The organism is Acinetobacter sp. 18QD2AZ41W, from assembly GCF_009829025.1.
Classification (GTDB): domain Bacteria; phylum Pseudomonadota; class Gammaproteobacteria; order Pseudomonadales; family Moraxellaceae; genus Acinetobacter; species Acinetobacter pseudolwoffii.
Map to the genome: position 1 here is coordinate 272,539 of NZ_WURP01000001.1, position 21,682 is coordinate 294,220.

Below are 21,682 nucleotides of genomic sequence, written 5' to 3' on the forward strand. Positions count from 1 at the left end.
AAGCCCAACCGAAGTTGGGCTTTTAATATCTGATTTAAACCTGATTATTTGCCTGGCTTGAAACTGTCTTTCAAGTCAAGAATACGGTTAAATACTGGTTTCTTGCTATTATGATCGTATTGATCGGCAACGAAGTAACCTTCACGCTCAAACTGGAAGCGATCTTCCGGTTGAGCTTGCGCCAATGCCGGCTCAATCACGGCTTGAACCACCTTTAATGATTCAGGGTTCAGGTTGGCCAGGAAGTCATCACCCACTTCAGGATCCGACTCAGTGAACAGACGTTCATAAATACGGACTTCGGCAGGCACACCTTTAGTCGCAGATACCCAGTGAACCACGCCTTTCACCTTGCGGCCTTCAGGGTTCTTACCCAAAGTTTCAGGATCAATCGAACATTTCAGCTCAACCACTTCACCATTTTCATCTTTAATGACTTCATCACATTTGATCACATAGGCATGACGTAAACGTACTTCACCACCTGGAATCAGACGTTTAAAGCCTTTTGGTGGTTCTTCCTCAAAGTCTTTACGGTCAATAAACAGCTCAGTGGTTAAAGGAATCACGCGTTCGCCCATGTCCACGTTCGGATGACGTGAATGGGTCAGATCCATATCGGCTGGCAAGTTGCTTAAGGTCACTTTCAGTGGATTTAACACGGCCATACCACGCGCTGCGGTATTTTCCAGAGACTGGCGGATGCAATATTCCAGCATCGCGACATCGACAATACTACCATCCACTTTCGATACACCGACACGCTGGCAGAAATCACGCAGACCTTCAGGTGTAAAACCACGGCGACGCATACCGACTACAGTTGGCATACGTGGATCGTCCCAACCATTCACATGAGCACCTTCAACCAGTTTACGTAATTTACGTTTCGAGGTGATAGTGTAATCCACATTCAAACGGCTAGATTCGTACTGACGTGGCACAGATGGTGATTTAACCTTTGCCACCACCCAGTCATAGAACGGACGGTGATCCTGGAACTCTAATGTACAAAGCGAGTGGGTAATGCCTTCAATCGCATCAGACAATGGATGCGCATAGTCGTACATTGGATAAATTTTCCATGTATCGCCCGTCTGATGGTGCGCTGAATGCAAAATACGATACAAGATCGGATCACGCATATGTACGTTCGGTGAGGTCATATCGATTTTAGCGCGTAAAACAGCCTGACCTTCAGCATATTCGCCGCTACGCATCTTCTCAAAACGTTCCAGATTCTCTGCAACAGTTGCATCACGTTGTGGCGAGTTCTTACCCGGCTCGACAAAATTACCGCGGTTTAAACGGATGTCTTCGGGGCTTTGTAAATCCACATAGGCATCACCCTGTTCAATCAGCTGAACCGCCCATGTATAAAGTTGATCAAAATAGCTCGATGCATAGCGCGGCTCGCCCTCCCACTGGAAGCCCAACCATTTCACATCATTGGCAATACCATCAACATATTCCTGTTCTTCAGCATCCGGATTGGTATCATCAAAACGAAGATTACACACCCCCTGGAATTCTTCAGCAATCCCAAAGTTCAAGCAAATTGCTTTCACATGGCCAATATGTAAGTAGCCATTTGGCTCAGGCGGAAAACGCGTGACGATCTGTTGGGTACGACCAGCGGCTAAATCATCCGTAATGACCTGACGTACAAAGTCCAAGCCCGGTTGTTGTTCTTGCTGCTGCACTGAATCGACTGCATTGTTCTTTTGGGTCGGGTTCTCGGGCAGAGATGTCACAACATCATTTGGCTTCATGATCAATCATTCACTTCTAAAGTTAAAAAGGGATTAACGAATATTTAATCGCACAGGTTGTACGCATATTCATTATCAAAGTTCCTTAGTTTAACTAGAGGTGAATAATCTCTCAACCGCTAACTATGGTATTTGATTTCAATTCACCCATTTTAAAAAATGAAAATACGGCGAGTTGCCTGAAACTAAAATATCAGTGCCTGTACAAGCAGTAAAATCATTAATTTACGCCAATTCAAAATAGGGTGCCTGATAGGGCAATATCTGAAATGCCTTGATAAATCAACGTATAAATAAGGTACTATTTTTATGCTTTTAACAAAGAAAATAATGTTTTTACTTGCCTAGTCGATTGTAGTTTGCTTATGCTTCACTCATTCAGAAAAAACCATGGCACTCGTCCATGATTAGGAGATTACACAATGAGTTTTCCTCAAGTCGAATTAAACACCAATAAAGGTCGTATTGTTCTTGAACTCAATGCTGAAAAAGCACCTAAAACAGTAGCTAACTTTTTAGAATATGTGCGTGACGGTTTTTATGACGGCGTAATTTTCCACCGTGTGATTGATGGTTTCATGATCCAGGGTGGTGGTATGGATGAAAACTTCAAAGAAAAAGCGACCCGTGATGCAATCGAAAATGAAGCAGACAATGGCTTAACTAACGATTTGGGCACAATTGCCATGGCGCGTACGCAAGCTCCACATTCTGCATCTGCTCAATTCTTCATTAACGTTGGCAACAACGCATTCCTTAACCATTCTGGTAAAACAGCACAAGGTTGGGGTTATGCAGTATTTGGTAAAGTGACTGACGGCATGGACATTGTCAACGAAATTAAAGGCGTTCGTACTGGCAACCGTGGCTACCACGCTGATGTTCCACTAGAAAATGTAGTTATTGAGTCTGCAAAAATCATTTCTGAATAAAAAACGTCCTCTCCGTTCTTTATGAGTTTTAAAGCGATGCTTTAAAACAGTGTAATGGAAAATCCCTCATATAAATGAGGGATCTAGAGAGGAATAAAAGGAAAAGATTCGTGACCTATCTGTTTATCTCAGATTTACATTTGTCACCTGATCACCCTCGACTTGTTCGGGGGTTTTTAGATTTATTGACCGAATATCAAGATCAAAATACCCGATTGTATATTTTGGGTGACTGGTTCAATGCCTGGATCGGTGATGACTATACAGCCCCATGGCTGGACGAAATTATCACTGCCTTAAAACAGTTTATTCAGGCTGGCAATCAGGTATATTTTCAGGCAGGCAACCGGGATTTTGTTCTCGGCAGCAAGTTTTTAGCTCAATTTGGCGGAAAGCTGCTTCCTGAGATAGACCAACTGAACATTGCAAGAACACGTTTTCGCCTGGAACATGGTGATGCACTGTGTACCGATGACATCGCTTATCAGCGCTTTAAAAAGATTATCCGGCATCCACTTCTGCTAGGCTTATTAAAGCGTACACCGCTGTCTTTCCGTAAAAAATTAGCCAATGGCTTTCGTCAGCAAAGTCATCAGGCGCAGCAGTTTAAAAGCTATGAAGTGATGGATGTTAATGATCAGGCCGTTGAGCTGGCATTACAAGACGTTGACGTATTGATCCATGGCCATACGCATCGCGCAGCCATTCATCCGCTAGGTCAGAAAAAAAGAATCGTACTGGGTGACTGGAAGGAAGACAGTGCCGAGATACTGGAAATTCAGGAAAACCAAGATTTCGAGACCCTAAAACTAAAAAAGTGGCGATATTAATCGGCCACTTTTTTTAAGATATGTGTTTGCTTAGCACAGACGATAAAGCTTATTCACACCGGTATAGAAACTTTTACCATCAAGGTTAAACAGAATTTCTTCACCTGTTTGTAGCTGGATCATTTTTCCAACTTCTACCCAGATAAAACCATCCTGAGTATTTTGCTTACGCTTTAAAGGAACCAGTTTAACATTAATTTCGCCACCATTTACGGCTGTAGCGGTATGCCATTCATTTAATATATTCAAAATATTTACTCATAAAATGAGCTTTTTGTGACTGTACAAAGAGATTAAGAAAACCAAATTTGTATAATAATTCTGTAGTTACTAGATGTTATTCAAGCTCAAGCTTGAACCAAAAGTGAATCACAATTAGCTAGAAATAATAAAAGCGGGAACTATACCCGCTCGAAGTATCTATAAGTATACATGCTTATTTAATAGAAAGCAAACATACATTGTCATTACAAATAATGCCTGCCTGATTTTTAAAACAATGATTGTGCAGAAATTTTATGAAGGTAATTGTCTTTGATAGATATCACTTTTATAAATGATTCACAGCTGCTACAAGGCCATTAAAACAGATAGCAGACATCAAAAGTCCAGTTCTGCTCTTCTCATCATTCAGGAAAGAAGCATATTACGCCTTATGTTAGGCCAAAAAACAGACAATCATCTTGTTAGATTTGAATGAATAGATCATTGCAGACAAGTTCTGATTAAAAATCATTCAGAATCTTATCTAATCCATTCATTCAGACCTGATAAATGATTAATATCCCGTATTTGTTTTAATTACATTTATATCTGTTTTATATTTTCCCAACAAATCCCGCAATGAATTCATCAGAACGCTGGTATCAACGCCTACTGCAACAAATTCAGTGCCAAGTTCCAGATACTTTTGTGTGACTTCATGCTGAGTTGACAGAATACCAGCGGCTTTACCTGCAACACGAATCCGCTGAATTGCATCCACAACCGCGGCTTGCACCTCTGGATGATTTGGATCACCCTGATAGCCCATGGTAGCAGACAGGTCTACGGCGCCAATAAATACCCCGTCAATTCCATCAATCTGAAGAATAGCATCCAGATTTTCCAATCCGGTAACCGACTCAATCTGGATCAGCAAACAGATTTCTTCATGCGCAGTCTGATAATAATTCGGAATGCTGTTCCAGCGCGTGGCACGTGCCAGCGCAGCACCAACGCCACGAATCCCTTCCGGTGGATAACGCACTGCCTTAACCATCAGTTCCGCCTGTTCCACTGTTTCGACCATCGGAATCAATAAAGTCTGCGCACCGATATCGAGCAGCTGCTTGATCAGCTGTACACTGCCAACCGGAGGTCGTACCACCGCTTGCGACGGATAAGCGGCAATACTTTGCAGTTGCGACAATGTGATTCTCAAATCGCTGGGAGCATGCTCACCATCAATCAGTAACCAGTCATAGCCGGCATTTGCTGCAATCTCGGTACCATAGGCATCTGCCAGCCCAATCCACAACCCGATTTGCTGCTGGGTTTTAAGTTTGTGTTTAAAATAATTGGTAAATTGCATTTACGGACCTATTTGCATGTTACTGGCGATACTTACTCTTCCACGCTTCTTGCTAAAAAATGCCAATAGACAAAAACCGGGTTTTCATCTGATTCAACACTAAGTTTTGCTTGAATCTATATCAAGATCATTAAACAACAGACTTTGCCTGATGCTGTTTTATTGTAATAATCTCCAGATCTGAAAATTTTATAGATCCAGAGCATCTACCCTCATTTTATTTAAAAAATTGGAGTCCATTGATGGATTTACTCAAGATCACACAGACCCGCTATGCCACCAAAGCCTATGATCCTAGCAAGAAAATCCCGGCAGCCCAGTTTGAACGTTTATTAGAAGTTTTGCGTTTTGCACCTTCTTCGATCAATATTCAGCCTTGGCATTTTTTTATTGCCGATCATGAGGCAGCCAAACAGCGCATTGCCAAAGCTTTGATCGGTACTTATGCCTACAATGCACCCAAAGTTCTGGATTCTTCACATACTATTTTATTTTGCACCAAAGCCGATATTAATGAGCTGCATCTGGAAAACTTACTGAATCGCGATGATCTCAGCGGGCGTTTTAAAGATGAGTCGGCCAAAGAAGGCCAGAAAAACACCCGTGCAGGCTATATTCATTATTATCGTAATGAAAAAGGTGATATTCAGCGCTGGGCTGAAAATCAGACCTTTATTGCGCTCGGTCAGATGCTGTTGGCTGCCGGAATTGAAGGTGTCGATGCCACACCAATTGGCGGCTTTGATGAAGAGATAATTAGTGAAGAATTACAACTCGCAGAACAGGGTTTAATTCCCTCTGTCTTGCTGACTTTGGGTTATCGCAGTGAAAATGACTTCAATGCCAAGCTACCTAAATCACGCCTACCTGCCGAAGATATTTTCACCAAACTGTAATTAAATTATGTTATAAAAGGGGCCAAGTGCCCCTTTCCATATCAATTCGGGCCTATTTTTTGCTTTATTTAATTTACATCTAATAGAATAACAATAGAGGTCATCTATGTCGCTCCTTACATCCAAATCCCTGAAATTTGAATGCCATCATTGCGATAAAATTTATCTCCAGCACTATAAAGAGCAACAGCATCGTTATCCGCACTGTCCAGACTGCCAACAGGCCGGTTTATTGCTTGGACTGGCCGAAGCAGGTGACCTGCTCCGACATCCGATTGAATTTGCATCCTCTTATGTCAAGCAGACATTGCATAAGCTAGGCAAATCACACTAGTCAAGCCTAGCAGTAATCCTAGAGTACTTGCAGGTTTGAGCCGTTCTTTAAAGAATACCAGACCTGCTATCACACCAAATACCACCACCAGAATATTCATGCCAGCAAAGACGATCGCAGGTGAATCCTTAAGCAGCATATGGGCTTTGACATAGAAAGCAATATTGGCAAAATTCAGGAAACCCAATAACAGACCAGCGCCGATATTCTGCATCGAGCCCAAGCTTTTATATTTGATTAACAGATAGCCCATCGAAATGATCAGGGCACAAACAAACATCAGATTCAGCGCCACGGCGAATTGCAAACCTAGACTGGTCGTATATTTCAACAATACATCAATCAATGCATAACCGACCCAGACCAAGCCCAGATACAACATGCCCTGACTGCCCTGTCCTGTACTCTGTCGATGTGAAAACAGGATGCACAGCACTGCGCCAATACCTAAAGCGATCCCGAGTATTTTCAGCTGATTAAACTGTTCCTGAAAAATAAAATAGGCCGCAGCCAGTGACAAGACTACAGAAAGTCGCTGGGCGATTTCTGTTTTTAAAATTCCAGCGGTTTCCAAGGCTTTAGCCAGAAACAGGAATACACTTGGAAGTAAAATACCTAATGCCAGAATGAGGAACCATGGTGTCTGGCTTGGTGAAATATGCTGGATATCCGGCTTGAACCAGAAAAAGCACAACAAGCTGGCGGTGGCATAATTCCAGCTAATCATGTAGATCGGACTCAGCCCTCTGTTTTTGGCGACTTTTAATAATATTGAGACCACAACGCTACACAGCGCTGCTGCGAAAATCAGTTCCATATGCTGCTCTTATTCTTGCTCTTTATCAGTCTACAAAAAAGCCCACATTCGCTGTGGGCTTTTTCTATAAATGATTCACTGGGAATTATTTATTATAGTACGACACCATTTTCTCTAAAGAAATTGGGCGAATCTTGTCTGCATTACCCGCAGTACCAAATGCTTCATAACGGTCTACACAGATTTGCTTCATGGCATCAACTGTTGCGCTGAAGAATTTACGTGGATCGAATTCGCTTGGCTTTTCAGCCATCATACGACGCATTGCACCAGTAGACGCTAAACGCAAGTCAGTATCGATGTTGATTTTGCGTACACCGTGTTTGATCGCTTCAACCAGCTGCTCAACCGGAACGCCATAAGTTTCCTTGATGTCGCCGCCATACTGGTTAATTACTGCCAACCACTCTTGTGGCACAGAGCTTGAACCGTGCATAACCAAATGCGTATTTGGAAGTGCCGCATGAATTTCTTTAATGCGGTCAATCGCCAGAATATCGCCTGTAGGTGGACGCGTAAATTTGTACGCACCGTGTGAAGTACCTACAGCAATCGCCAGCGCATCCACATTGGTATCTGCAACGAAACTACGTGCTTCTTCAACTGAAGTCAGAAGTTGAGAATGATCGAGTACGCCTTCTGCGCCCACGCCATCTTCTTCACCCGCCATACCTGTTTCAAGGCTACCCAAACAACCGATCTCACCTTCTACAGAAACGCCACATGCATGTGCCATTTGAACCGTACGACGAGTCACATCAACGTTGTATTCGTATGAAGTTGGGGTTTTGCCATCTTCACCAAGCGAGCCGTCCATCATCACTGATGAAAAGCCGAGCTGGATTGAACGTTGGCAAATGTCAGGGCTGGTTCCGTGGTCTTGGTGCATTACCACTGGAATATGTGGCCATTCTTCAATTGCAGCCAAAATCAGGTGACGCAAGAACGGAGCGCCTGCATATTTACGCGCACCCGCAGATGCTTGTACGATAACAGGTGAATTGGTTGCATCTGCTGCAAGCATAATTGCACGCATTTGTTCTAAGTTGTTTACGTTAAATGCTGGTACGCCGTAAGCATGTTCGCCGGCGTGATCCAAGAGCTGGCGCAATGAAATAAGAGCCATAATATCCTCCCAGTGAATGCCACATATTCTACATGTTCAAAGGTTTCAATTCAGCAACAAATAACACTATTTAAAAAAAATCCCTGCTTTTGCAGGGATTTTGTCTCACATGCACTGGATTAAGGTGCTACAGGCTCAGAAGTCGCTGTAACTGACTGGTCTGCAGTTGCTTCATCTGCTGGCGCATTGGCAATTTCAGCTGGAATATCGGTATTTTTTTCATCTAAAACTGGCTGGTCAATGGCATCAATCGCTGCTTGCTGTTCTGGCGTTATAGTCTCATTGGCCACTGCTGCCGAGCTTTCTGTTTCAGCGACCGGTGCATTTTCCTGTTTCGCACATGCAGTCAATGCCAATGATGCAGCGAATAAAGCTGCCAAAGTTAACTGTTTTTTCATCACGTGATCTCATCATTTGGTGATTTAATGACTGCATCTTATGACAGATTTATTGCATTTTCATGACGAAGCCATGAAGGGTAAGTTTTCATTGTCAAAAAAATGACATAAAAAAGCTGGCACTTGGCCAGCTTTTTAGCTTAGGACATGCAATCAAGCACGTTCTAAGAGTACCGCAACTGCAGGAAGGGTTTTACCTTCAACGAATTCGAGGAATGCACCACCACCCGTAGAAATATAGCCAATTTTATCTGCTACTTCGTACTTGTCGATTGCAGCCAATGTGTCACCACCACCCGCGATCGAGAAACCGGCAGATTCAGCAATCGCTAAAGATAAAGTTTTGGTACCTTCACCGAATTGATCGACTTCAAACACACCCACCGGGCCATTCCAGAGAATGGTTTTAGAGGTTTTCAGGATTTCTGCAAATGCTTTTGCAGTTTCTGGACCCACATCCAGAATCATGTCGTTATCAGCAACATCGGCAACATTTTTCACAGTTGCTTTCGCAGCAGCCAATGAACCCAGGAAATCTTCAAAGTTGATTTCAGAAGCATCGGCAACCACAACGTCAGTTGGAAGTGGCACTGATACTTTTGCAGCAATGGCTTTTGCAGTATCGATCAGATCTTTTTCACACAGTGACTTACCAACGTTATAGCCTGCCGCAGCAAGGAAAGTATTGGCAATACCACCACCCACGATCAATTGATCGCAGATGTCAGACAGTGAAGTCAACACATCAAGTTTAGTCGATACTTTAGAACCCGCAACAATTGCCACCATTGGCTTTTCAGGTGTCTTAAGTGCACGGCCTAGTGCATCAAGTTCAGCTGCCAATAAAGGACCTGCTGATGCAACTTTAGCAAGACGCGCTACGCCTTCAGTCGATGCTTCTGCACGGTGCGCTGTACCGAATGCATCCATCACGAATACATCACACAGCGCTGCATATTTTGCAGCAAGTTCAGGATTGTTTTTCTTCTCACCAACGTTAAAACGGCAGTTCTCAAGTAACACAACTTGACCCGGCTGAACCTCAACGCCATCTAGGTAGTCGGTAAATAATTTTACGTCTTGACCCAAAGCTTCAGTCAAGTAAGCCGCTACAGGTGCAAGCGATTGTTCAGCTTTAGGCTCACCTTCAACCGGACGACCAAGGTGAGAATACACCATCACTGCAGCGCCTTTTTCAACTGCTGCTTGAATGGTTGGCAATGCTGCACGAAGACGCGCATCGCTGGTGATCACACCATTTTTAACAGGAACGTTTAAATCTTCACGGATCAGAACACGTTTACCTGCTAAATCGAGGTCAGTCATACGCTGAAAGTTCATGTAGAGCTCACTTTATAGATATTAAAACCAGCCGATTTTAAATGATTATGCAGAAAAAGGTTAGCATCTTTTGCAGAAAACATTCTGAATGCCAAAGTTTTGTTATGATAGAAAAAAGCTTCTTTTAGATTCAGTGCCTATGTCGATACATCCTGATCCAAATCTTAACCGTTTGAATGTGTTAGGTGAGCCTTTATCAAGCTGCTGCTTCGATCCGATTACCGGTTATTTCCGCAATGGCTTTTGCCATACTGCGACCACTGATCTGGGGCAGCATACGGTATGCGCGCAGATGACGTCGGAATTTCTCAATTTCTCGCAAAAAGTGGGCAATGACCTGATCACACCTTTGCCAGAGCTGGACTTCCCTGGCCTGCAACCCGGTGATTTCTGGTGCCTCTGCGTGACACGCTGGGTCGAAGCCTATGAAGCAGGTCAAGCGCCCCCGATCAAGCTGCAAGCCTGCCATAAAGCGGTGCTGTCTTATGTACCTTTAAATATTCTTGAGGAATATGCTGTCTAATGAATGCTGTACAGATTATTTTGGCATCCTCCAGCCAAACCCGTAAAGAGTTGATGGATCGCCTGCATATTGATTATATTTCTCTAGTACCGGATATCGATGAATCTCCTCGCGGTGAAAATCACGCAGATGATTTGGCCAAGCGTCTGGCTTTTGAGAAAGCCAAATATATTGCTGAGAAAAATCCTGAAGCGATTGTGATTGGTTCGGATCAGGTGGCATGGCGTGAAGGCGCACCAGATATTTTTATTGGCAAACCTTTAACCCCTGAAAAAGCCATTCGCCAGTTACAGGCCAATTCGGACAAGATTGTCTATTTCAGTACTGCACTCAGTGTGCAACAGCAGGCTACTGGTTATGAACGAACGCTGGTCGAGCACTATAAAGTCAAGTTCCGTAAACTGTCCAAAGCCGAAATTGAACGCTATGTCACGATTGAACAGCCACTGCATTGTGCCGGCAGTTTCAAATGTGAAAGCCTCGGCATCAGCCTGTTTGAAGAAATGATCGGGCAAGACCAGACCACTTTGATGGGCATGCCGATGATCAAGCTGTGTCACATTCTTCGTGAATTGAAAATTTTAGTTCCTTAATCTCCCCTTAATTCAGGCTGTAATCTATGTCTCAATCTTTAGACGTTTTAGGCGGAATCACCGCTGAACAATTTTTGAGTGAATACTGGCAAAAAAAACCGTTACTGGTGCGTAATGCGATGCCTGAAATTGCCAATCTGCTTGAACCTGACGACGTGATGGAACTTGCGCTTGAAGAACACGTCACTGCGCGTTTAATCAAGCAAAAAGACCGTGATCCGAATCAGTGGAGCGTGAAATCTTCGCCTTTACTTAAAGCTGATTTTCAGAAAATGCCCAAGCTCTGGACACTTTTGGTTCAGGCGGTAGATCATTATTCATTTGACCTGTCGGAAATGTGGAAAAAGTTCCCGTTTATTCCACAGTGGCGCCGCGATGACATCATGGTGTCTTATGCACCTCAAGGCGGCTCTGTAGGAAAGCACTTTGATTTTTACGATGTCTTTCTGGTACAAGGCTACGGGCATCGTCGCTGGCAGCTCGGACAAATGTGTGATGCCGAAACTGCATTGGTTCCGGGTCAGCCACTGAAATTATTGCCTGAAATTGAGGTGAATTTTGACGAAGTTCTGGCACCTGGCGACTTGCTGTATGTGCCACCTGGTTTGGCGCATTACGGCGTTGCAGAAGATGATTGTCTAACCTTTTCCTTTGGCTTCCGTATGCCAAATGTGAGCGATATGATGGATCGTGTCGGTGATAAATTTTCTGAGAATGAAAGTTTACGCAATCCGCTGGTTGATATTATTCGTGACCAAGTCGGAGCCATTGGTGAAGTCAGCGGCAATGAGCTGGAATATCTAAAAGAACAGATCATGCAGCAACTGCATAATTCGAATGTTTTAGAAGATGCCATTATGACTTTAATGTCAGAACCCAAATATCCAGAGAACCTTCCGGAAGCGGAAGAAATCGGCACAGGTGATCTGGAAGAAGCACTGGATCAGGGTTATAGCCTGATGCTCGAACCGGCTTCACGCTTGCTCTACACTGAAGCAGACGGCGATGTTCTGTTCTGGGCCAATGCTGAAGGGATTGAGATCTCTGAGGCATTTACCACAAAACTCAAGCAGCTTGCAGACGGTGAAATCATATTGCTGGATGAAAACTTCGCTGATGAAGATATTCTGGAAGATGTCGCGGCATTATTAAATGATGCGGTACTGATGCTGGTTCCGCCAGCAGAACAAGACTAATTCTAAGCTAAAGCCAAATAAAAAGAGGATTAAATAATCCTCTTTTTATTTGCAAAGATTAGGGTTGATAGAGCTCCAATACGACCTGAATCACTGTATGCCCTTTCTCAGACTCAATCTGAAACACGCCTCCCATACGTTCGACCCGCATTTTCATGCTGCGCATCCCAATACTCAGACCATTTTTTTGCACTATTTCAGCATCAAACCCAACGCCATTGTCCTGAATACTTAAGGTGAGTTGATGTGGCAGAAAATATTCCAGACTGACTTTCGCCTGACTGGCCTGACTGTGCTTAATGATATTGGTCAGACTTTCTTCGACCACCCGAATCAGGGTCAAACATTGCAATGCGGTCGGTTCACGCTGCCAGACTTTTGGAAATAACCATTCAACCTCAATATTTATCTCTTCCAGCAACTGGGTAAAACGATAACGTACCGGGGCAATCCAGAGTAGTGGGGTTTCCGGTACTTTATTTTCGATAGACGAACCACTATCAATGATTTGTCTGAGATCATCTCTGAGCAATTTCAGCATGGAAAGAAACTGTCGGTTGGGAATGCTGTCAGTACTCTGATCGACCAGAATCATAGAGCGCACAATCGAGCCTCCTAGCCCGTCATGCAGTTCATGCGATAAGTTAATCCGCTCCTGTAAGCGGACATTATCCAGCTCCAGTTGATGTTTATCGTTCAGGCTTTTATTCAGATCAGCGCCGACCTGCTGGACTTTACGTTCTAGCTGGCTATTAAATTTTTCGATTTTCCTGACATTACGATTCAACCGCGTGGCCATAATCAGTACCACAAACAGGGTAATAATTGGTGAGGTATAGGGTGATAAAGGTGAAAAATCACTAATTGCCGTTTGACTTAAAATGATCAGATCTACGATTACACATAACAAAATCCCCCACAGACACAGCATCAGGAAAAGATATTCCCCATTGCGGGTTTTCAGTGCCTGATAGCTCACATAAATAATACAGCTTATAAATAATCCTACATAGAAAATAAATGCTGTACCCAGTATCTGCCCCAGATAATCCAAGGAACTCATCACAATCAGCAGAGCAAATAAAAGCGTGATCAGGATAAATCCCCGCTCCACATACTTAAATCTCTGTTTTAAAAAGCGGATCAAATACAGACTAAAACAGTGGATATAGGCAATAAAACAAAGCATATTGGCTTTGCTGGCCGCGATGCTGGAGCGAAATGGAAAGCTTTCTGTGGTCAGCACATTGGAAATAAACAGAATCCATAGGAATGAACTGAGTGCCAGCCAGCCAAAGGTGGTTTCTGAACGTCGAAATTGCCAGACAATGAAGCAGATGATCCCAATCATTGCAGAGAAAATCATATTCATCTGAAACAGCGTGCGACGATCCCAGATTTCGCCTAAATGCTTCTGGCTATTGACCAGCACATTATTAAATTCAATTTTACCCAGTCCGGCGTTCTGAAAACTGTAACCCTGTACATAAACCAGAATTTCATTACTGCCCTTGTTTAAGCCACTGATGGGCAAAATCCAGTAACGCGGCATATTCCAACTTTTTGACAATGGCTCTTGCAGGTGTTGATCTGACCAGAGTAAATCACCATTCAGGAACACGGCGCCGGCCGAATTAATATAATCAATGGAAAAGGCAATCGGTTCTGCAAGACGAATATTGTCTTGGCATGACCAGTTCCAAACAATTTTATACCAGGCCCCACCATGATAATCTTTCCAGTTACGCTGCCAGTTATCCGGCAAACTGACACTTTGCCAGCCGGATGCAGGCATCTGGCTAGGATTCTGCACCTGAACCTTTTGAATGTAGTCAATCTTCACGTCACAGAGATCATTGACCTGAAAATGGTCTTGCGCCTGACTCATACCACTTAACAGACACAGCCAGCAGCAAAAGAGCAAAATACCGATCCATTGCAATCTCTGTCGCTGCCTGCTTCCAGAACGAGCTGGATGCATCACAGAATTCCTAAATGCCGTGCGGTACTGACTGCCTTGGTACGCCGACTAACGGACAGTTTCCGGTAAATATGCTTGATATGACTTTCCACGGTATAACGTGACACACAAAGTTGCTCGGCAATCTCTCGATTACTCAGGCCTTGTGCGACCAGTGACAGAATTTCTTTTTCCCGATGGGTCAGCACTTCCTGCTCGGCATCCGAGTGGTTGCGTTCGACTGGTGGTGATGAGGCAGGTATAGAAATCTGCTTGAGAATTTCCCGCGCAATAAAAGGATCAATTGGCGCGCCACCCCGTAAAATACTGCGGATCGCCAAAGTGACCTCCACATCATCGCGTTCTTTTAATACATAACCGGTGGCACCCGCCTGAATTGCGGTAAATAAACTGTTCTGCGTACTCCAGGCCGAAACCACCAAAATCAGAGTTTGTGCGTCATTTTCGCGAATTTTTTCAATAATCGAAATCCCACTTCCATCCGGCAGCCCCAAATCGACCAATGCCAGTGAAATCGGCTGTTGTTTTAAAATGAAATATGCTTCTTTAAGATTATTGGCAAAGAGCAGAACATCTTCGCTATAGCCCAAATTGGTTAATATAATTTTTAAACGTCGTTGAATGACACACTCATCTTCAACGATTAATACAGGTACTGGCAAGACTGCCTCTAGTGCTGTCATAAGCACGCCCCTTATATTTATTGTTATGTCACCTTGAAGAGTAAAATATAACCAAAAAAACTCTAAAAATCATGATTTATTTCATTTTTATGCTATTTCTTTCTAGCCTCATAGGGATATTCCAAATACCGTCTGCTTAAAACCAGCATAAAAAAATGCCATCTACGCAGTGAATGGCATTTCTTAAGCACAATTTTAGAGTTTTAATAGGCTGAATATTTTAAGCGGCGCCGTATTGCTGTTTTAAATATTTTACAATCTCAGCTGATTCAAACATATTCACGCCTGTATTTGGATCGACCAGATAAGGAACCTGAATATTATTTCCCATCATTTCAAATAAATGTTCACGCTTCCCGCCTGGTAGTGGTTCATATTTCCCCGGTCTTAAGCGCAACTTGGCTGGCCCATAATCCTGCCAGCGTTCTTTGGCGACATTGTGAAAAATAAAGGGAACTTCCAGCTCACTCAACACGGCGCGTACGATCCGGGTATAAGGACTGGCCTCAAAACCCCATAATTCTAGTAACTGTTCAGGTGTTGGCCGATCCTTAATCTTGGGATTCACCATTCCTCCGCGTAAACCGTTGATGACTGTGCCAGCAATTGCAGCCACCGGAATTTTGGGATAGTGAGCATATTTTTTGGGTGTCTTGCCTGTTTTGCCATAGTGCTTGAACAGATGATGAATAATATCTTGCGATTCATAAAGTCGATCGCCCGTATTTTCATCTACCAGAAATGGAAACTGGAGTTTTCCGCCTAATTGCTGAACTTCGGGACGAAAATGAGTACCACCCCGTGGACATGGATAGACTTCATAATCCAGATTCAGCAAAGTCATGACTTCACGCACCCGGCGACAAAATGGCGAACCCTCATATTCATAGAGCTTTAAGGCTTTTTCAGGCTGATTCGGAAATGGTGTACCGACCATGCCACGTCCACCTTGAGCGACTGCAGAGGCCAAAGCTTGTGCAACTTTAATTTGATGACCCAACATAATATTTTCCTGTTTTTGTTTTATTCAACTGAAAGACAGAATCTAAGCATCCTGTCTTTCGCGGTATAGATCAGTTTTGTTGTTATTCTTTAATGTAGCACTTGGCCAATTAAGCCACTAAGGCTGTTTTAGAGACCACAATGCCATTATTGTCTGCATAGACATAATCGCCAGCATTAAACGTGACTCCACCAAAACAGAGGGTGATATCCACCTCACCCACGCCCTTGCGATTGCTCTTCTGTGGAATAGCCGCCAATGCATGTACACCAAGGTCTAATTCAGCAATCGCATCGACATCACGCACACAACCATAAATAATCACACCATTCCAGTGATTTTTGACCGCAGATTCCGCAATCAGGTCACCCATCAAGGCACAGCGCATCGATGCACCGCCATCGACCACCAGTACCTTGCCTGTTCCATCTGTGGCCAGTAACTCTTTCACCCGGGAGTTATCTTCAAAACATTTCACCGTCACAATCTGACCGCCAAAGGTTTTACGGGCGCCATAACTCTTAAAAAATTTACCGTCCAGACAAGGCGTCACCACTTGAAGCTCTAATTCCGGATGATCATCTAGTAAGTCACAGGTGACAAATGCTGCTGTAGACACGGTGTTTCCCCTCATTTCATTTTTTGTATGCGTAAATTATCATAAATTTCAAATTTTACCGTCTGAGTCAGCGCGGCCTCGACCATAGTATGAGCTACCTGCTCGGCTGTCACTGGCTTATAAGCAAAACCATCCGGAATAAAACGCGATATTTTATGATAAACCTGCTGTGCGGCATCCTCCAAAAAACGCTGCTCGGGACGTTCGCCAATTAATAATGAAGGCCGAATCAGGCTGATTTTATCCAGACTCAAGGTCTGTACATATTCTTCTAGCTGGCCTTTAACCTGATTATAATAAAAATGAGACTGGGAGTTGGCGCCCATCGCACTCAACAGCAAGTAATGCGCTGAAGTCTGTTGCAGCAATTCAGCAAAATGGGCATTAATAGTATAATCAATATTATAAAAGGCCTGCTTGGATCCGGCTTGTTTCATGGTACTGCCCAAACAGCTAAAACCGTGACTGTGCTCGCTGACATCCTGATCATTCAGCATCAGAAAATCTTCAAGTACCAATTGCTGGACTTTATCCAAACTATCCAGATCATTTTGATATTTTCTGACCACTGCAGTAATATGCTGGCAAGTTGGCTCGTCTTGCAGACGTTTTAAGAGTTGTTTTCCCACCAAACCGGTGGCACCTATGACGATGGGATGAATCAGCGATTTAGTCATTTTTTATACGATCTCCTAGGTAGAATACTAATCTAACGTTTTCTTTAGAATTTTTCTGCATCTAAAATGTTGTCAAAGCATGTCAAGACTTGACTTCGGTGCTCAGTTTAATCAAAATATGGCACTTGTTTACGGGCTGGTGATAATTCCTCTGATGATGGTTTTCAGTTGAGTTTCAGCCCGCCCAGACCAATCTATTTCAAGGAGTGCACGAGTGGCAAACTCTGCTCAAGCTAAAAAACGTGCTCGTCAAAACGTTAAAGCACGCAAACACAACGCAAGCTTGCGTTCTATGGTTCGTACCTATCTTAAACGTACATTAGCTGCTATCGGCACTAATGACTATGCTGTTGCTACTGAAGCGTACAAAACGCTTGTTCCAGTAATCGACCGCATGGCTGACAAAGGCATCATCCATAAAAACAAAGCAGCTCGTCACAAGAGCCGCTTGAACGCACAAGTTAAAGCATTAGCTAACTAATTTGTTGCAATGAAAAAAGCCCTTTTTAGGGCTTTTTTTGTGTCTGCTAAAAACTGATTCTGTATTTTTCTCATTTTTATTTTCAATTTTTTACTCTGATACAATCCCATATAAAAATTATGGTATTCTAAATCATATTGCTTACATCACTATAATTTTAAGCTTGTCACTATTTTGCTGGCTGTGAAGGGAATAAAAACCATGATTACAAAATATTTACCATCTTTAGAGAAGTTTCTAGCAATCGAACAGCAATATATTGAATACTTTAAGACCCAAGGTGAAAAAGACATTTTAGGCCGGGTGATTTCCAATATGAAAGGCACTGCTGAACTTCAGGCATCTCAAGGCGTAGATGCCTGGTTAGGCTATGGTGTGTATTTGCCCGCAGTAGAATATATCTTTGCCCGATATAAGGGTGAAAATGAAGTAGATTTTTATATACGCACCCGCTATCCCCAACAAGTCGTTGCAGCTTACAGCCTTCCGGAACATGACATCGCAACACTGATCGCCGCCGACAAATATAGTCGCATTCATCAGCAACAGGTTCCAGTCAATAGTCCTCTTTGGCCGCTGAATGATACAGGTGACCTGCTTAATCTCAATGCCTATCCTCAGCGCTTAAAAGCCAACATTTAGAAAAAACAGACCTATATGTAAAAAGCCCAATCATATCTGCGATTGGGCTTTTTATATGATAAATGAATGACCTATTAAATTAAAATTACTGGGAACGCTTAAAATCAGCAATATCTAGCTCATGTACCTGACCACGCCAGATCCATTTCAGTTTTGATTCCAGAAAAACATCGCCCTCGAACCAGACAAACAGACCTTCCATCATTTTGGGCCAGTCTTCTCGGCTGATGTCCTGACGCCCGGACATTACGGCAATCATCGCTGCCAGAATCGTGTCATGACTGACCGCCAGACTCAGCCCATACTTATTTTGCGGATGGGTGTTATAAATCAGTTCCAGCACATCCACCACACCATGAATCGGCTGTTTCATCCCCGGCAAGGCATTATTCACAAAACTGTTCACAAAACCGAGAGCGCCCTGCTTGGCAAAATAAGGACCGGCTTTTTGAATATCCAGCACAAAACTGCCCGGCTCGACCAGCAATCCCTGTTCGATAATTTCAATACGATGGGTATTCTGCTCAGGGGTAACCGCATCCGCACCTTCAATCATGAGCGCAGCAGTATCAATACAGCGCTGGATCGGGCTCGAAATACAGTGATGAATTACACGATCTGTCTGATCAGCCAGATAAGCGCCCCATTCCTGTGCCAGATCCCGCCCCTGACCAGTCAATTGCAGGTCATAACCTGCCAGACCTTGACCCGGAACATCTTCACGAACCGAATGGCGTGTGAATAAGGTGACAGGCGTCTGTACATCAGGCAATAAATCAATTGCACTTAACATACTCGGTGGAAGCAGTTTCAGGGACACGTGACAGCCAACTGGATTGGTAATGAGTTAATCATCACTATACCATGCTCAGGATTTTGCTCAATGCTCAGCCTGCATGTCAGCCACCGCCTGTAATGCAATATTTTTCATATTATTATTTTTATAAGCAATAAATCCGCCATTGAGCAAGGTATCGCGATGATTATAAATAAATGGCCGCCCTTTTAAATCGACCAAGCCACCACCAATCCGTTCGAGCATACATTGACCAGCACTGGTGTCCCATTCCGAAGTCGGATGAAAACGTGGATAGATATCCACCTGATCTTCCAGCATCATACAAAACTTGTAGGCGCTGCCCGCTTTGAACTCTGTATATTCGGTAAGTTTGGCCAGATGCTGTAAATAGTCGACATATTTCGGTTTCTGCTGGCTACTTTGACTCAGACCAATCGCAATTCTTTGGTCTGTTGGCGCTGCTTCATAGCCAAACCACGTATCTCGCTGAAGGTCATATTTATAAGGTAGCCCCTGCTCTGCACAGAAATAAATCATTTGCTGTTCTGGTACTGCCAATATGGCAAAAGTCGTCAAACTTCCACGAACCAAACTCAAATTGATGGTGAATTCAGGCCGCTGATGCAAAAACTCCTTGGTGCCGTCTAGCGGATCTAATAACCAGAATTCTGGCCATGAACGACGCTCATGTTCTTTTCCTTCTTCTGACAATAAAGGCAAGTCTGAAATATCTGCCAAAGCCTGAGTTAGAAAAGTATTGACCCTCAAGTCTGCCTGAGTTACCGGAGAATTATCATTTTTTTGGATGACATCAAAAGCCGCACCAGAACAATAACGCTGATATTCTTCTCGCAAAATTTCACAGGCTTGTGTCAAAATGGGCACAAACTGCAAAATCATCGGATCTTGTGGTGCTGCTATTGCTTTAAACATAGAAAACCTAAATATGTCAAAATGCTCTGAAAAACCTACCATAATTTTCGATATGGATGGTTAAGAACATAAGCCTTTAATTTAGATATATTTTTTATTTAATATTTAATTTTATAAATATTTATGTACACATTACTGTACACATTCAAAAACATACCTGATTCATTATAAGCAAAAAGCCCTCATTTGGAGGACTTTGCTACAATTTCAATTATAGCCGCATGGCGCTGCTTACAATCTACATACTTTCGTCGGTCATCAATCATCACCTGGATAATTTCTTTTCCTTGACCAGATTCCAATTTCATCAGATCCGGACATTCAGTTTTCAAATTAGCCGGTATTACCAGCTTCGTTGATGAGACGCACCCCGTCATCGTCAATACAAGTGTTGATATAAACAGGACGTTCCACGATCTTTTGCACTTCACGTGTAATAACTTCGGTTTTGACGCGCTCAACTTCTTTTGATTCTTCATATTGTTCACCTGCTTTGTTGGCCAGCTCCTGTGCTTTTTTTTCAGCATCAAGATATGGTTTTAACTTTTTATTGATTTTGTCCTGGCATGTCGTTTCAGCTTTGCGTAAATCCCCGGCTAAACGATTGGCCTGAAAGAGCTGGCAAAGGATTACGATGCAAAGCACAACAATCAGGGACCAGCGTTTGTTGTTCCAGATCAGCATTAGGAGTGGCATTTAGTTCACTCCCATGCATTTGTTGTAGCGTTCAACTTGTCGAGTCCACACGCCATAGCAATTGTTAGAACGAATACTGCAGTCACGTTTGGCGACATACTTCCATTTCAAAAGTGATTTACACGCCTGGACATATTCACGCGCCTTTAAATGACGAAGCATTGACGATCCAGACCACGCACCAGTGCCGTACTGATAAGTAAAATCTAAATACAAATCATATTCAGGCTGAGAGATTGGAATGTTCAAAACGGTTTTATTGAATCGCTGTGCATCTTTATCCATGTGTAATTTGAGATATTCAAGCGCCTGTTTACGGTCAATCGCTGGATCGGTCATTTTGACGCGCACACCGTTTGGATAGACCGTGGTGCCGTGACCAATGGTCGGTACATCTCCTTTAACCGGAATCACTGGCTTGGATGTATAGCCCTCTTTTATTGCTGTGGCTTGCACCTGTTCTTCACTTGGGCCTGTAATCCACATTCCTGCAGCAAGTACCAGAGAAGAACCAATCACATAGTATTTAGTCTTGTTTGACATCGTAATATTTCTCCCATTGCTCTACTTTTAGCTTGTGGATCTCATCGGCTCGTTTGTTCTCAAGTCGCTTGTAATACCAGTTCACAACGAAACCAGCCAAAGCAAGTGCGATACCCATCCACGCCAGGACATCGACTGAAGCAAGCCATGCCACAAAACCAGAAGCGGCCCCTGCATACGTTGTTTTTGATGCAGCGGAAGAAACGGTCGCTGCCATTTCCATTACTGCTGTTTTCTGATCGGACATGCCGCCCCCAATTTTTGACATTAAAAAACCCTGATCTAATTAAAGAT

General features: G+C 43.3%; 26 protein-coding genes. 9 read left to right on the forward strand and 17 right to left on the reverse strand.

Going from position 1 to position 21,682, the window contains the following annotated elements; genetic code table 11:
- Positions 1-44 precede the first annotated feature (44 nt).
- Complete coding sequence (locus GVV58_RS01215) at positions 45-1,772, reverse strand: glutamine--tRNA ligase/YqeY domain fusion protein (RefSeq protein WP_005171137.1); 1,728 nt, start codon at positions 1,770-1,772, stop codon at positions 45-47.
- A gap of 422 nt (positions 1,773-2,194) precedes the next feature.
- Here GVV58_RS01215 and GVV58_RS01220 point away from each other — a divergent pair, with 422 nt between their 5' ends.
- Together GVV58_RS01220 and GVV58_RS01225 are read left to right on the forward strand one after the other, a co-directional pair.
- Positions 2,195-2,704, forward strand: coding sequence for a peptidylprolyl isomerase (locus GVV58_RS01220; protein WP_005171140.1), 510 nt, complete (start codon positions 2,195-2,197; stop codon positions 2,702-2,704).
- 110 nt (positions 2,705-2,814) lie between these two features.
- Positions 2,815-3,534, forward strand: coding sequence for a UDP-2,3-diacylglucosamine diphosphatase (locus GVV58_RS01225; RefSeq protein WP_074382842.1), 720 nt, complete (start codon positions 2,815-2,817; stop codon positions 3,532-3,534).
- 30 nt (positions 3,535-3,564) lie between these two features.
- Here the strand turns inward: GVV58_RS01225 and GVV58_RS01230 are convergent, their stop codons facing one another.
- Together GVV58_RS01230 and hpaI are read right to left on the reverse strand one after the other, a co-directional pair.
- Entirely contained in the window at positions 3,565-3,783 is a 219-nt protein-coding gene (locus tag GVV58_RS01230) for a hypothetical protein (protein ID WP_005096740.1), read from the reverse strand.
- Between the two features lie 529 nt (positions 3,784-4,312).
- Positions 4,313-5,107 (reverse strand): 4-hydroxy-2-oxoheptanedioate aldolase, encoded by a 795-nt coding sequence (hpaI, locus tag GVV58_RS01235; protein ID WP_159515806.1) that lies wholly within the window; start codon positions 5,105-5,107, stop codon positions 4,313-4,315.
- A 242-nt stretch (positions 5,108-5,349) separates the two neighbouring features.
- Here hpaI and nfsB point away from each other — a divergent pair, with 242 nt between their 5' ends.
- Both nfsB and GVV58_RS01245 read left to right on the forward strand, forming a co-directional pair.
- Positions 5,350-6,003, forward strand: coding sequence for an oxygen-insensitive NAD(P)H nitroreductase (gene nfsB / locus GVV58_RS01240; protein ID WP_159515807.1), 654 nt, complete (start codon positions 5,350-5,352; stop codon positions 6,001-6,003).
- 106 nt (positions 6,004-6,109) lie between these two features.
- Positions 6,110-6,337 (forward strand): hypothetical protein, encoded by a 228-nt coding sequence (locus tag GVV58_RS01245; RefSeq protein ID WP_159515808.1) that lies wholly within the window; start codon positions 6,110-6,112, stop codon positions 6,335-6,337.
- On the opposite strand, the gene GVV58_RS01250 is transcribed toward GVV58_RS01245, so the two are convergent.
- From GVV58_RS01250 to GVV58_RS01265, 4 genes are all read right to left on the reverse strand, one after another.
- Positions 6,300-7,154, reverse strand: coding sequence for a DMT family transporter (locus GVV58_RS01250; protein ID WP_159515809.1), 855 nt, complete (start codon positions 7,152-7,154; stop codon positions 6,300-6,302). The genes GVV58_RS01245 and GVV58_RS01250 overlap by 38 nt on opposite strands.
- Before the next feature lie 85 nt (positions 7,155-7,239).
- Positions 7,240-8,280, reverse strand: a complete 1,041-nt coding sequence (gene fba / locus GVV58_RS01255) for a class II fructose-bisphosphate aldolase (protein ID WP_100535006.1) — start codon at positions 8,278-8,280, stop codon at positions 7,240-7,242.
- Between the two features lie 119 nt (positions 8,281-8,399).
- Entirely contained in the window at positions 8,400-8,678 is a 279-nt protein-coding gene (locus GVV58_RS01260) for a hypothetical protein (protein WP_005171152.1), read from the reverse strand.
- Between the two features lie 153 nt (positions 8,679-8,831).
- Positions 8,832-10,019: a phosphoglycerate kinase gene (locus GVV58_RS01265; protein WP_159515810.1), complete on the reverse strand. Its 1,188-nt coding sequence runs from the start codon at positions 10,017-10,019 to the stop codon at positions 8,832-8,834.
- 139 nt (positions 10,020-10,158) lie between these two features.
- Between GVV58_RS01265 and GVV58_RS01270 the strand changes: the two genes are divergently transcribed.
- Genes GVV58_RS01270 through GVV58_RS01280 form a run of 3 tightly spaced genes read left to right on the forward strand, consistent with a single transcriptional unit; the run spans position 10,159 to position 12,331 of the window.
- A complete protein-coding gene (locus GVV58_RS01270) occupies positions 10,159-10,542 on the forward strand; it encodes a DUF2237 domain-containing protein (protein ID WP_005096732.1) in 384 nt (127 codons plus the stop codon).
- On the forward strand, positions 10,542-11,135 hold the full coding sequence (locus GVV58_RS01275) for a Maf family protein (RefSeq protein WP_005171155.1): 594 nt from the start codon (positions 10,542-10,544) through the stop codon (positions 11,133-11,135). The genes GVV58_RS01270 and GVV58_RS01275 overlap by 1 nt, the downstream gene beginning before the upstream one ends.
- 26 nt (positions 11,136-11,161) lie before the next feature.
- Positions 11,162-12,331 (forward strand): cupin domain-containing protein, encoded by a 1,170-nt coding sequence (locus GVV58_RS01280; RefSeq protein ID WP_159515811.1) that lies wholly within the window; start codon positions 11,162-11,164, stop codon positions 12,329-12,331.
- Between the two features lie 58 nt (positions 12,332-12,389).
- Here the strand turns inward: GVV58_RS01280 and GVV58_RS01285 are convergent, their stop codons facing one another.
- From GVV58_RS01285 to GVV58_RS01305, 5 genes are all read right to left on the reverse strand, one after another.
- Positions 12,390-14,312 (reverse strand): ATP-binding protein, encoded by a 1,923-nt coding sequence (locus GVV58_RS01285; protein ID WP_159515812.1) that lies wholly within the window; start codon positions 14,310-14,312, stop codon positions 12,390-12,392.
- Positions 14,312-14,995: a response regulator transcription factor gene (locus GVV58_RS01290; protein WP_159515813.1), complete on the reverse strand. Its 684-nt coding sequence runs from the start codon at positions 14,993-14,995 to the stop codon at positions 14,312-14,314. The genes GVV58_RS01285 and GVV58_RS01290 overlap by 1 nt, the downstream gene beginning before the upstream one ends.
- A 220-nt stretch (positions 14,996-15,215) precedes the next feature.
- Positions 15,216-15,998 carry a glutathione S-transferase N-terminal domain-containing protein gene (locus GVV58_RS01295; RefSeq protein WP_074382852.1) on the reverse strand — a complete coding sequence of 261 codons (783 nt, stop codon included), beginning with the start codon at positions 15,996-15,998 and terminating at the stop codon, positions 15,216-15,218.
- Between the two features lie 109 nt (positions 15,999-16,107).
- Positions 16,108-16,617 carry a ribonuclease E activity regulator RraA gene (gene rraA / locus GVV58_RS01300; protein WP_005171166.1) on the reverse strand — a complete coding sequence of 170 codons (510 nt, stop codon included), beginning with the start codon at positions 16,615-16,617 and terminating at the stop codon, positions 16,108-16,110.
- Between the two features lie 11 nt (positions 16,618-16,628).
- Positions 16,629-17,294 carry an NAD(P)H-binding protein gene (locus tag GVV58_RS01305; protein WP_005171169.1) on the reverse strand — a complete coding sequence of 222 codons (666 nt, stop codon included), beginning with the start codon at positions 17,292-17,294 and terminating at the stop codon, positions 16,629-16,631.
- A gap of 214 nt (positions 17,295-17,508) precedes the next feature.
- Here GVV58_RS01305 and rpsT point away from each other — a divergent pair, with 214 nt between their 5' ends.
- Positions 17,509-17,775, forward strand: coding sequence for a 30S ribosomal protein S20 (rpsT, locus tag GVV58_RS01310; RefSeq protein WP_005171172.1), 267 nt, complete (start codon positions 17,509-17,511; stop codon positions 17,773-17,775).
- A gap of 201 nt (positions 17,776-17,976) precedes the next feature.
- Positions 17,977-18,417 (forward strand): hypothetical protein, encoded by a 441-nt coding sequence (locus tag GVV58_RS01315; protein WP_159515814.1) that lies wholly within the window; start codon positions 17,977-17,979, stop codon positions 18,415-18,417.
- Positions 18,418-18,502: 85 nt separating this feature from the next.
- On the opposite strand, the gene GVV58_RS01320 is transcribed toward GVV58_RS01315, so the two are convergent.
- The 5 genes from GVV58_RS01320 to GVV58_RS01340 form a co-directional block, all read right to left on the reverse strand.
- A complete protein-coding gene (locus tag GVV58_RS01320) occupies positions 18,503-19,237 on the reverse strand; it encodes a phosphoglycerate mutase family protein (RefSeq protein ID WP_034608526.1) in 735 nt (244 codons plus the stop codon).
- Between the two features lie 60 nt (positions 19,238-19,297).
- Positions 19,298-20,149 (reverse strand): 3'(2'),5'-bisphosphate nucleotidase CysQ, encoded by an 852-nt coding sequence (locus tag GVV58_RS01325; protein WP_100355033.1) that lies wholly within the window; start codon positions 20,147-20,149, stop codon positions 19,298-19,300.
- Between the two features lie 333 nt (positions 20,150-20,482).
- Positions 20,483-20,845 (reverse strand): hypothetical protein, encoded by a 363-nt coding sequence (locus GVV58_RS01330; RefSeq protein ID WP_159515815.1) that lies wholly within the window; start codon positions 20,843-20,845, stop codon positions 20,483-20,485.
- Positions 20,846-21,388, reverse strand: coding sequence for a glycoside hydrolase family protein (locus tag GVV58_RS01335; protein ID WP_159515816.1), 543 nt, complete (start codon positions 21,386-21,388; stop codon positions 20,846-20,848).
- Positions 21,372-21,656 carry a holin gene (locus GVV58_RS01340; RefSeq protein ID WP_252721244.1) on the reverse strand — a complete coding sequence of 95 codons (285 nt, stop codon included), beginning with the start codon at positions 21,654-21,656 and terminating at the stop codon, positions 21,372-21,374. Before GVV58_RS01340 ends, GVV58_RS01335 begins: the two co-directional genes overlap by 17 nt.
- Between the last annotated feature and the right edge of the window lie 26 nt (positions 21,657-21,682).

Excerpts from the sequence above, each read along its gene's own strand:
- GVV58_RS01315 (WP_159515814.1), top strand. The coding sequence starts at position 17,977 with ATGATTACAAAATATTTACCATCTTTAGAGAAGTTTCTAGCAATCGAA.
- GVV58_RS01325 (WP_100355033.1), bottom strand. The coding sequence starts at position 20,149 with ATGTTTAAAGCAATAGCAGCACCACAAGATCCGATGATTTTGCAGTTT.
- GVV58_RS01250 (WP_159515809.1), bottom strand. The coding sequence starts at position 7,154 with ATGGAACTGATTTTCGCAGCAGCGCTGTGTAGCGTTGTGGTCTCAATA.
- GVV58_RS01290 (WP_159515813.1), bottom strand. The coding sequence starts at position 14,995 with ATGACAGCACTAGAGGCAGTCTTGCCAGTACCTGTATTAATCGTTGAA.
- GVV58_RS01280 (WP_159515811.1), top strand. The coding sequence starts at position 11,162 with ATGTCTCAATCTTTAGACGTTTTAGGCGGAATCACCGCTGAACAATTT.
- GVV58_RS01335 (WP_159515816.1), bottom strand. The coding sequence starts at position 21,388 with ATGTCAAACAAGACTAAATACTATGTGATTGGTTCTTCTCTGGTACTT.
- nfsB (WP_159515807.1), top strand. The coding sequence starts at position 5,350 with ATGGATTTACTCAAGATCACACAGACCCGCTATGCCACCAAAGCCTAT.
- GVV58_RS01260 (WP_005171152.1), bottom strand. The coding sequence starts at position 8,678 with ATGAAAAAACAGTTAACTTTGGCAGCTTTATTCGCTGCATCATTGGCA.
- hpaI (WP_159515806.1), bottom strand. The coding sequence starts at position 5,107 with ATGCAATTTACCAATTATTTTAAACACAAACTTAAAACCCAGCAGCAA.
- fba (WP_100535006.1), bottom strand. The coding sequence starts at position 8,280 with ATGGCTCTTATTTCATTGCGCCAGCTCTTGGATCACGCCGGCGAACAT.
- GVV58_RS01285 (WP_159515812.1), bottom strand. The coding sequence starts at position 14,312 with ATGCATCCAGCTCGTTCTGGAAGCAGGCAGCGACAGAGATTGCAATGG.
- GVV58_RS01295 (WP_074382852.1), bottom strand. The coding sequence starts at position 15,998 with ATGTTGGGTCATCAAATTAAAGTTGCACAAGCTTTGGCCTCTGCAGTC.
- GVV58_RS01265 (WP_159515810.1), bottom strand. The coding sequence starts at position 10,019 with ATGAACTTTCAGCGTATGACTGACCTCGATTTAGCAGGTAAACGTGTT.
- GVV58_RS01220 (WP_005171140.1), top strand. The coding sequence starts at position 2,195 with ATGAGTTTTCCTCAAGTCGAATTAAACACCAATAAAGGTCGTATTGTT.
- GVV58_RS01305 (WP_005171169.1), bottom strand. The coding sequence starts at position 17,294 with ATGACTAAATCGCTGATTCATCCCATCGTCATAGGTGCCACCGGTTTG.
- GVV58_RS01340 (WP_252721244.1), bottom strand. The coding sequence starts at position 21,656 with ATGTCAAAAATTGGGGGCGGCATGTCCGATCAGAAAACAGCAGTAATG.
- GVV58_RS01215 (WP_005171137.1), bottom strand. The coding sequence starts at position 1,772 with ATGAAGCCAAATGATGTTGTGACATCTCTGCCCGAGAACCCGACCCAA.
- GVV58_RS01275 (WP_005171155.1), top strand. The coding sequence starts at position 10,542 with ATGAATGCTGTACAGATTATTTTGGCATCCTCCAGCCAAACCCGTAAA.
- GVV58_RS01270 (WP_005096732.1), top strand. The coding sequence starts at position 10,159 with ATGTCGATACATCCTGATCCAAATCTTAACCGTTTGAATGTGTTAGGT.
- GVV58_RS01245 (WP_159515808.1), top strand. The coding sequence starts at position 6,110 with ATGTCGCTCCTTACATCCAAATCCCTGAAATTTGAATGCCATCATTGC.
- GVV58_RS01330 (WP_159515815.1), bottom strand. The coding sequence starts at position 20,845 with ATGCCACTCCTAATGCTGATCTGGAACAACAAACGCTGGTCCCTGATT.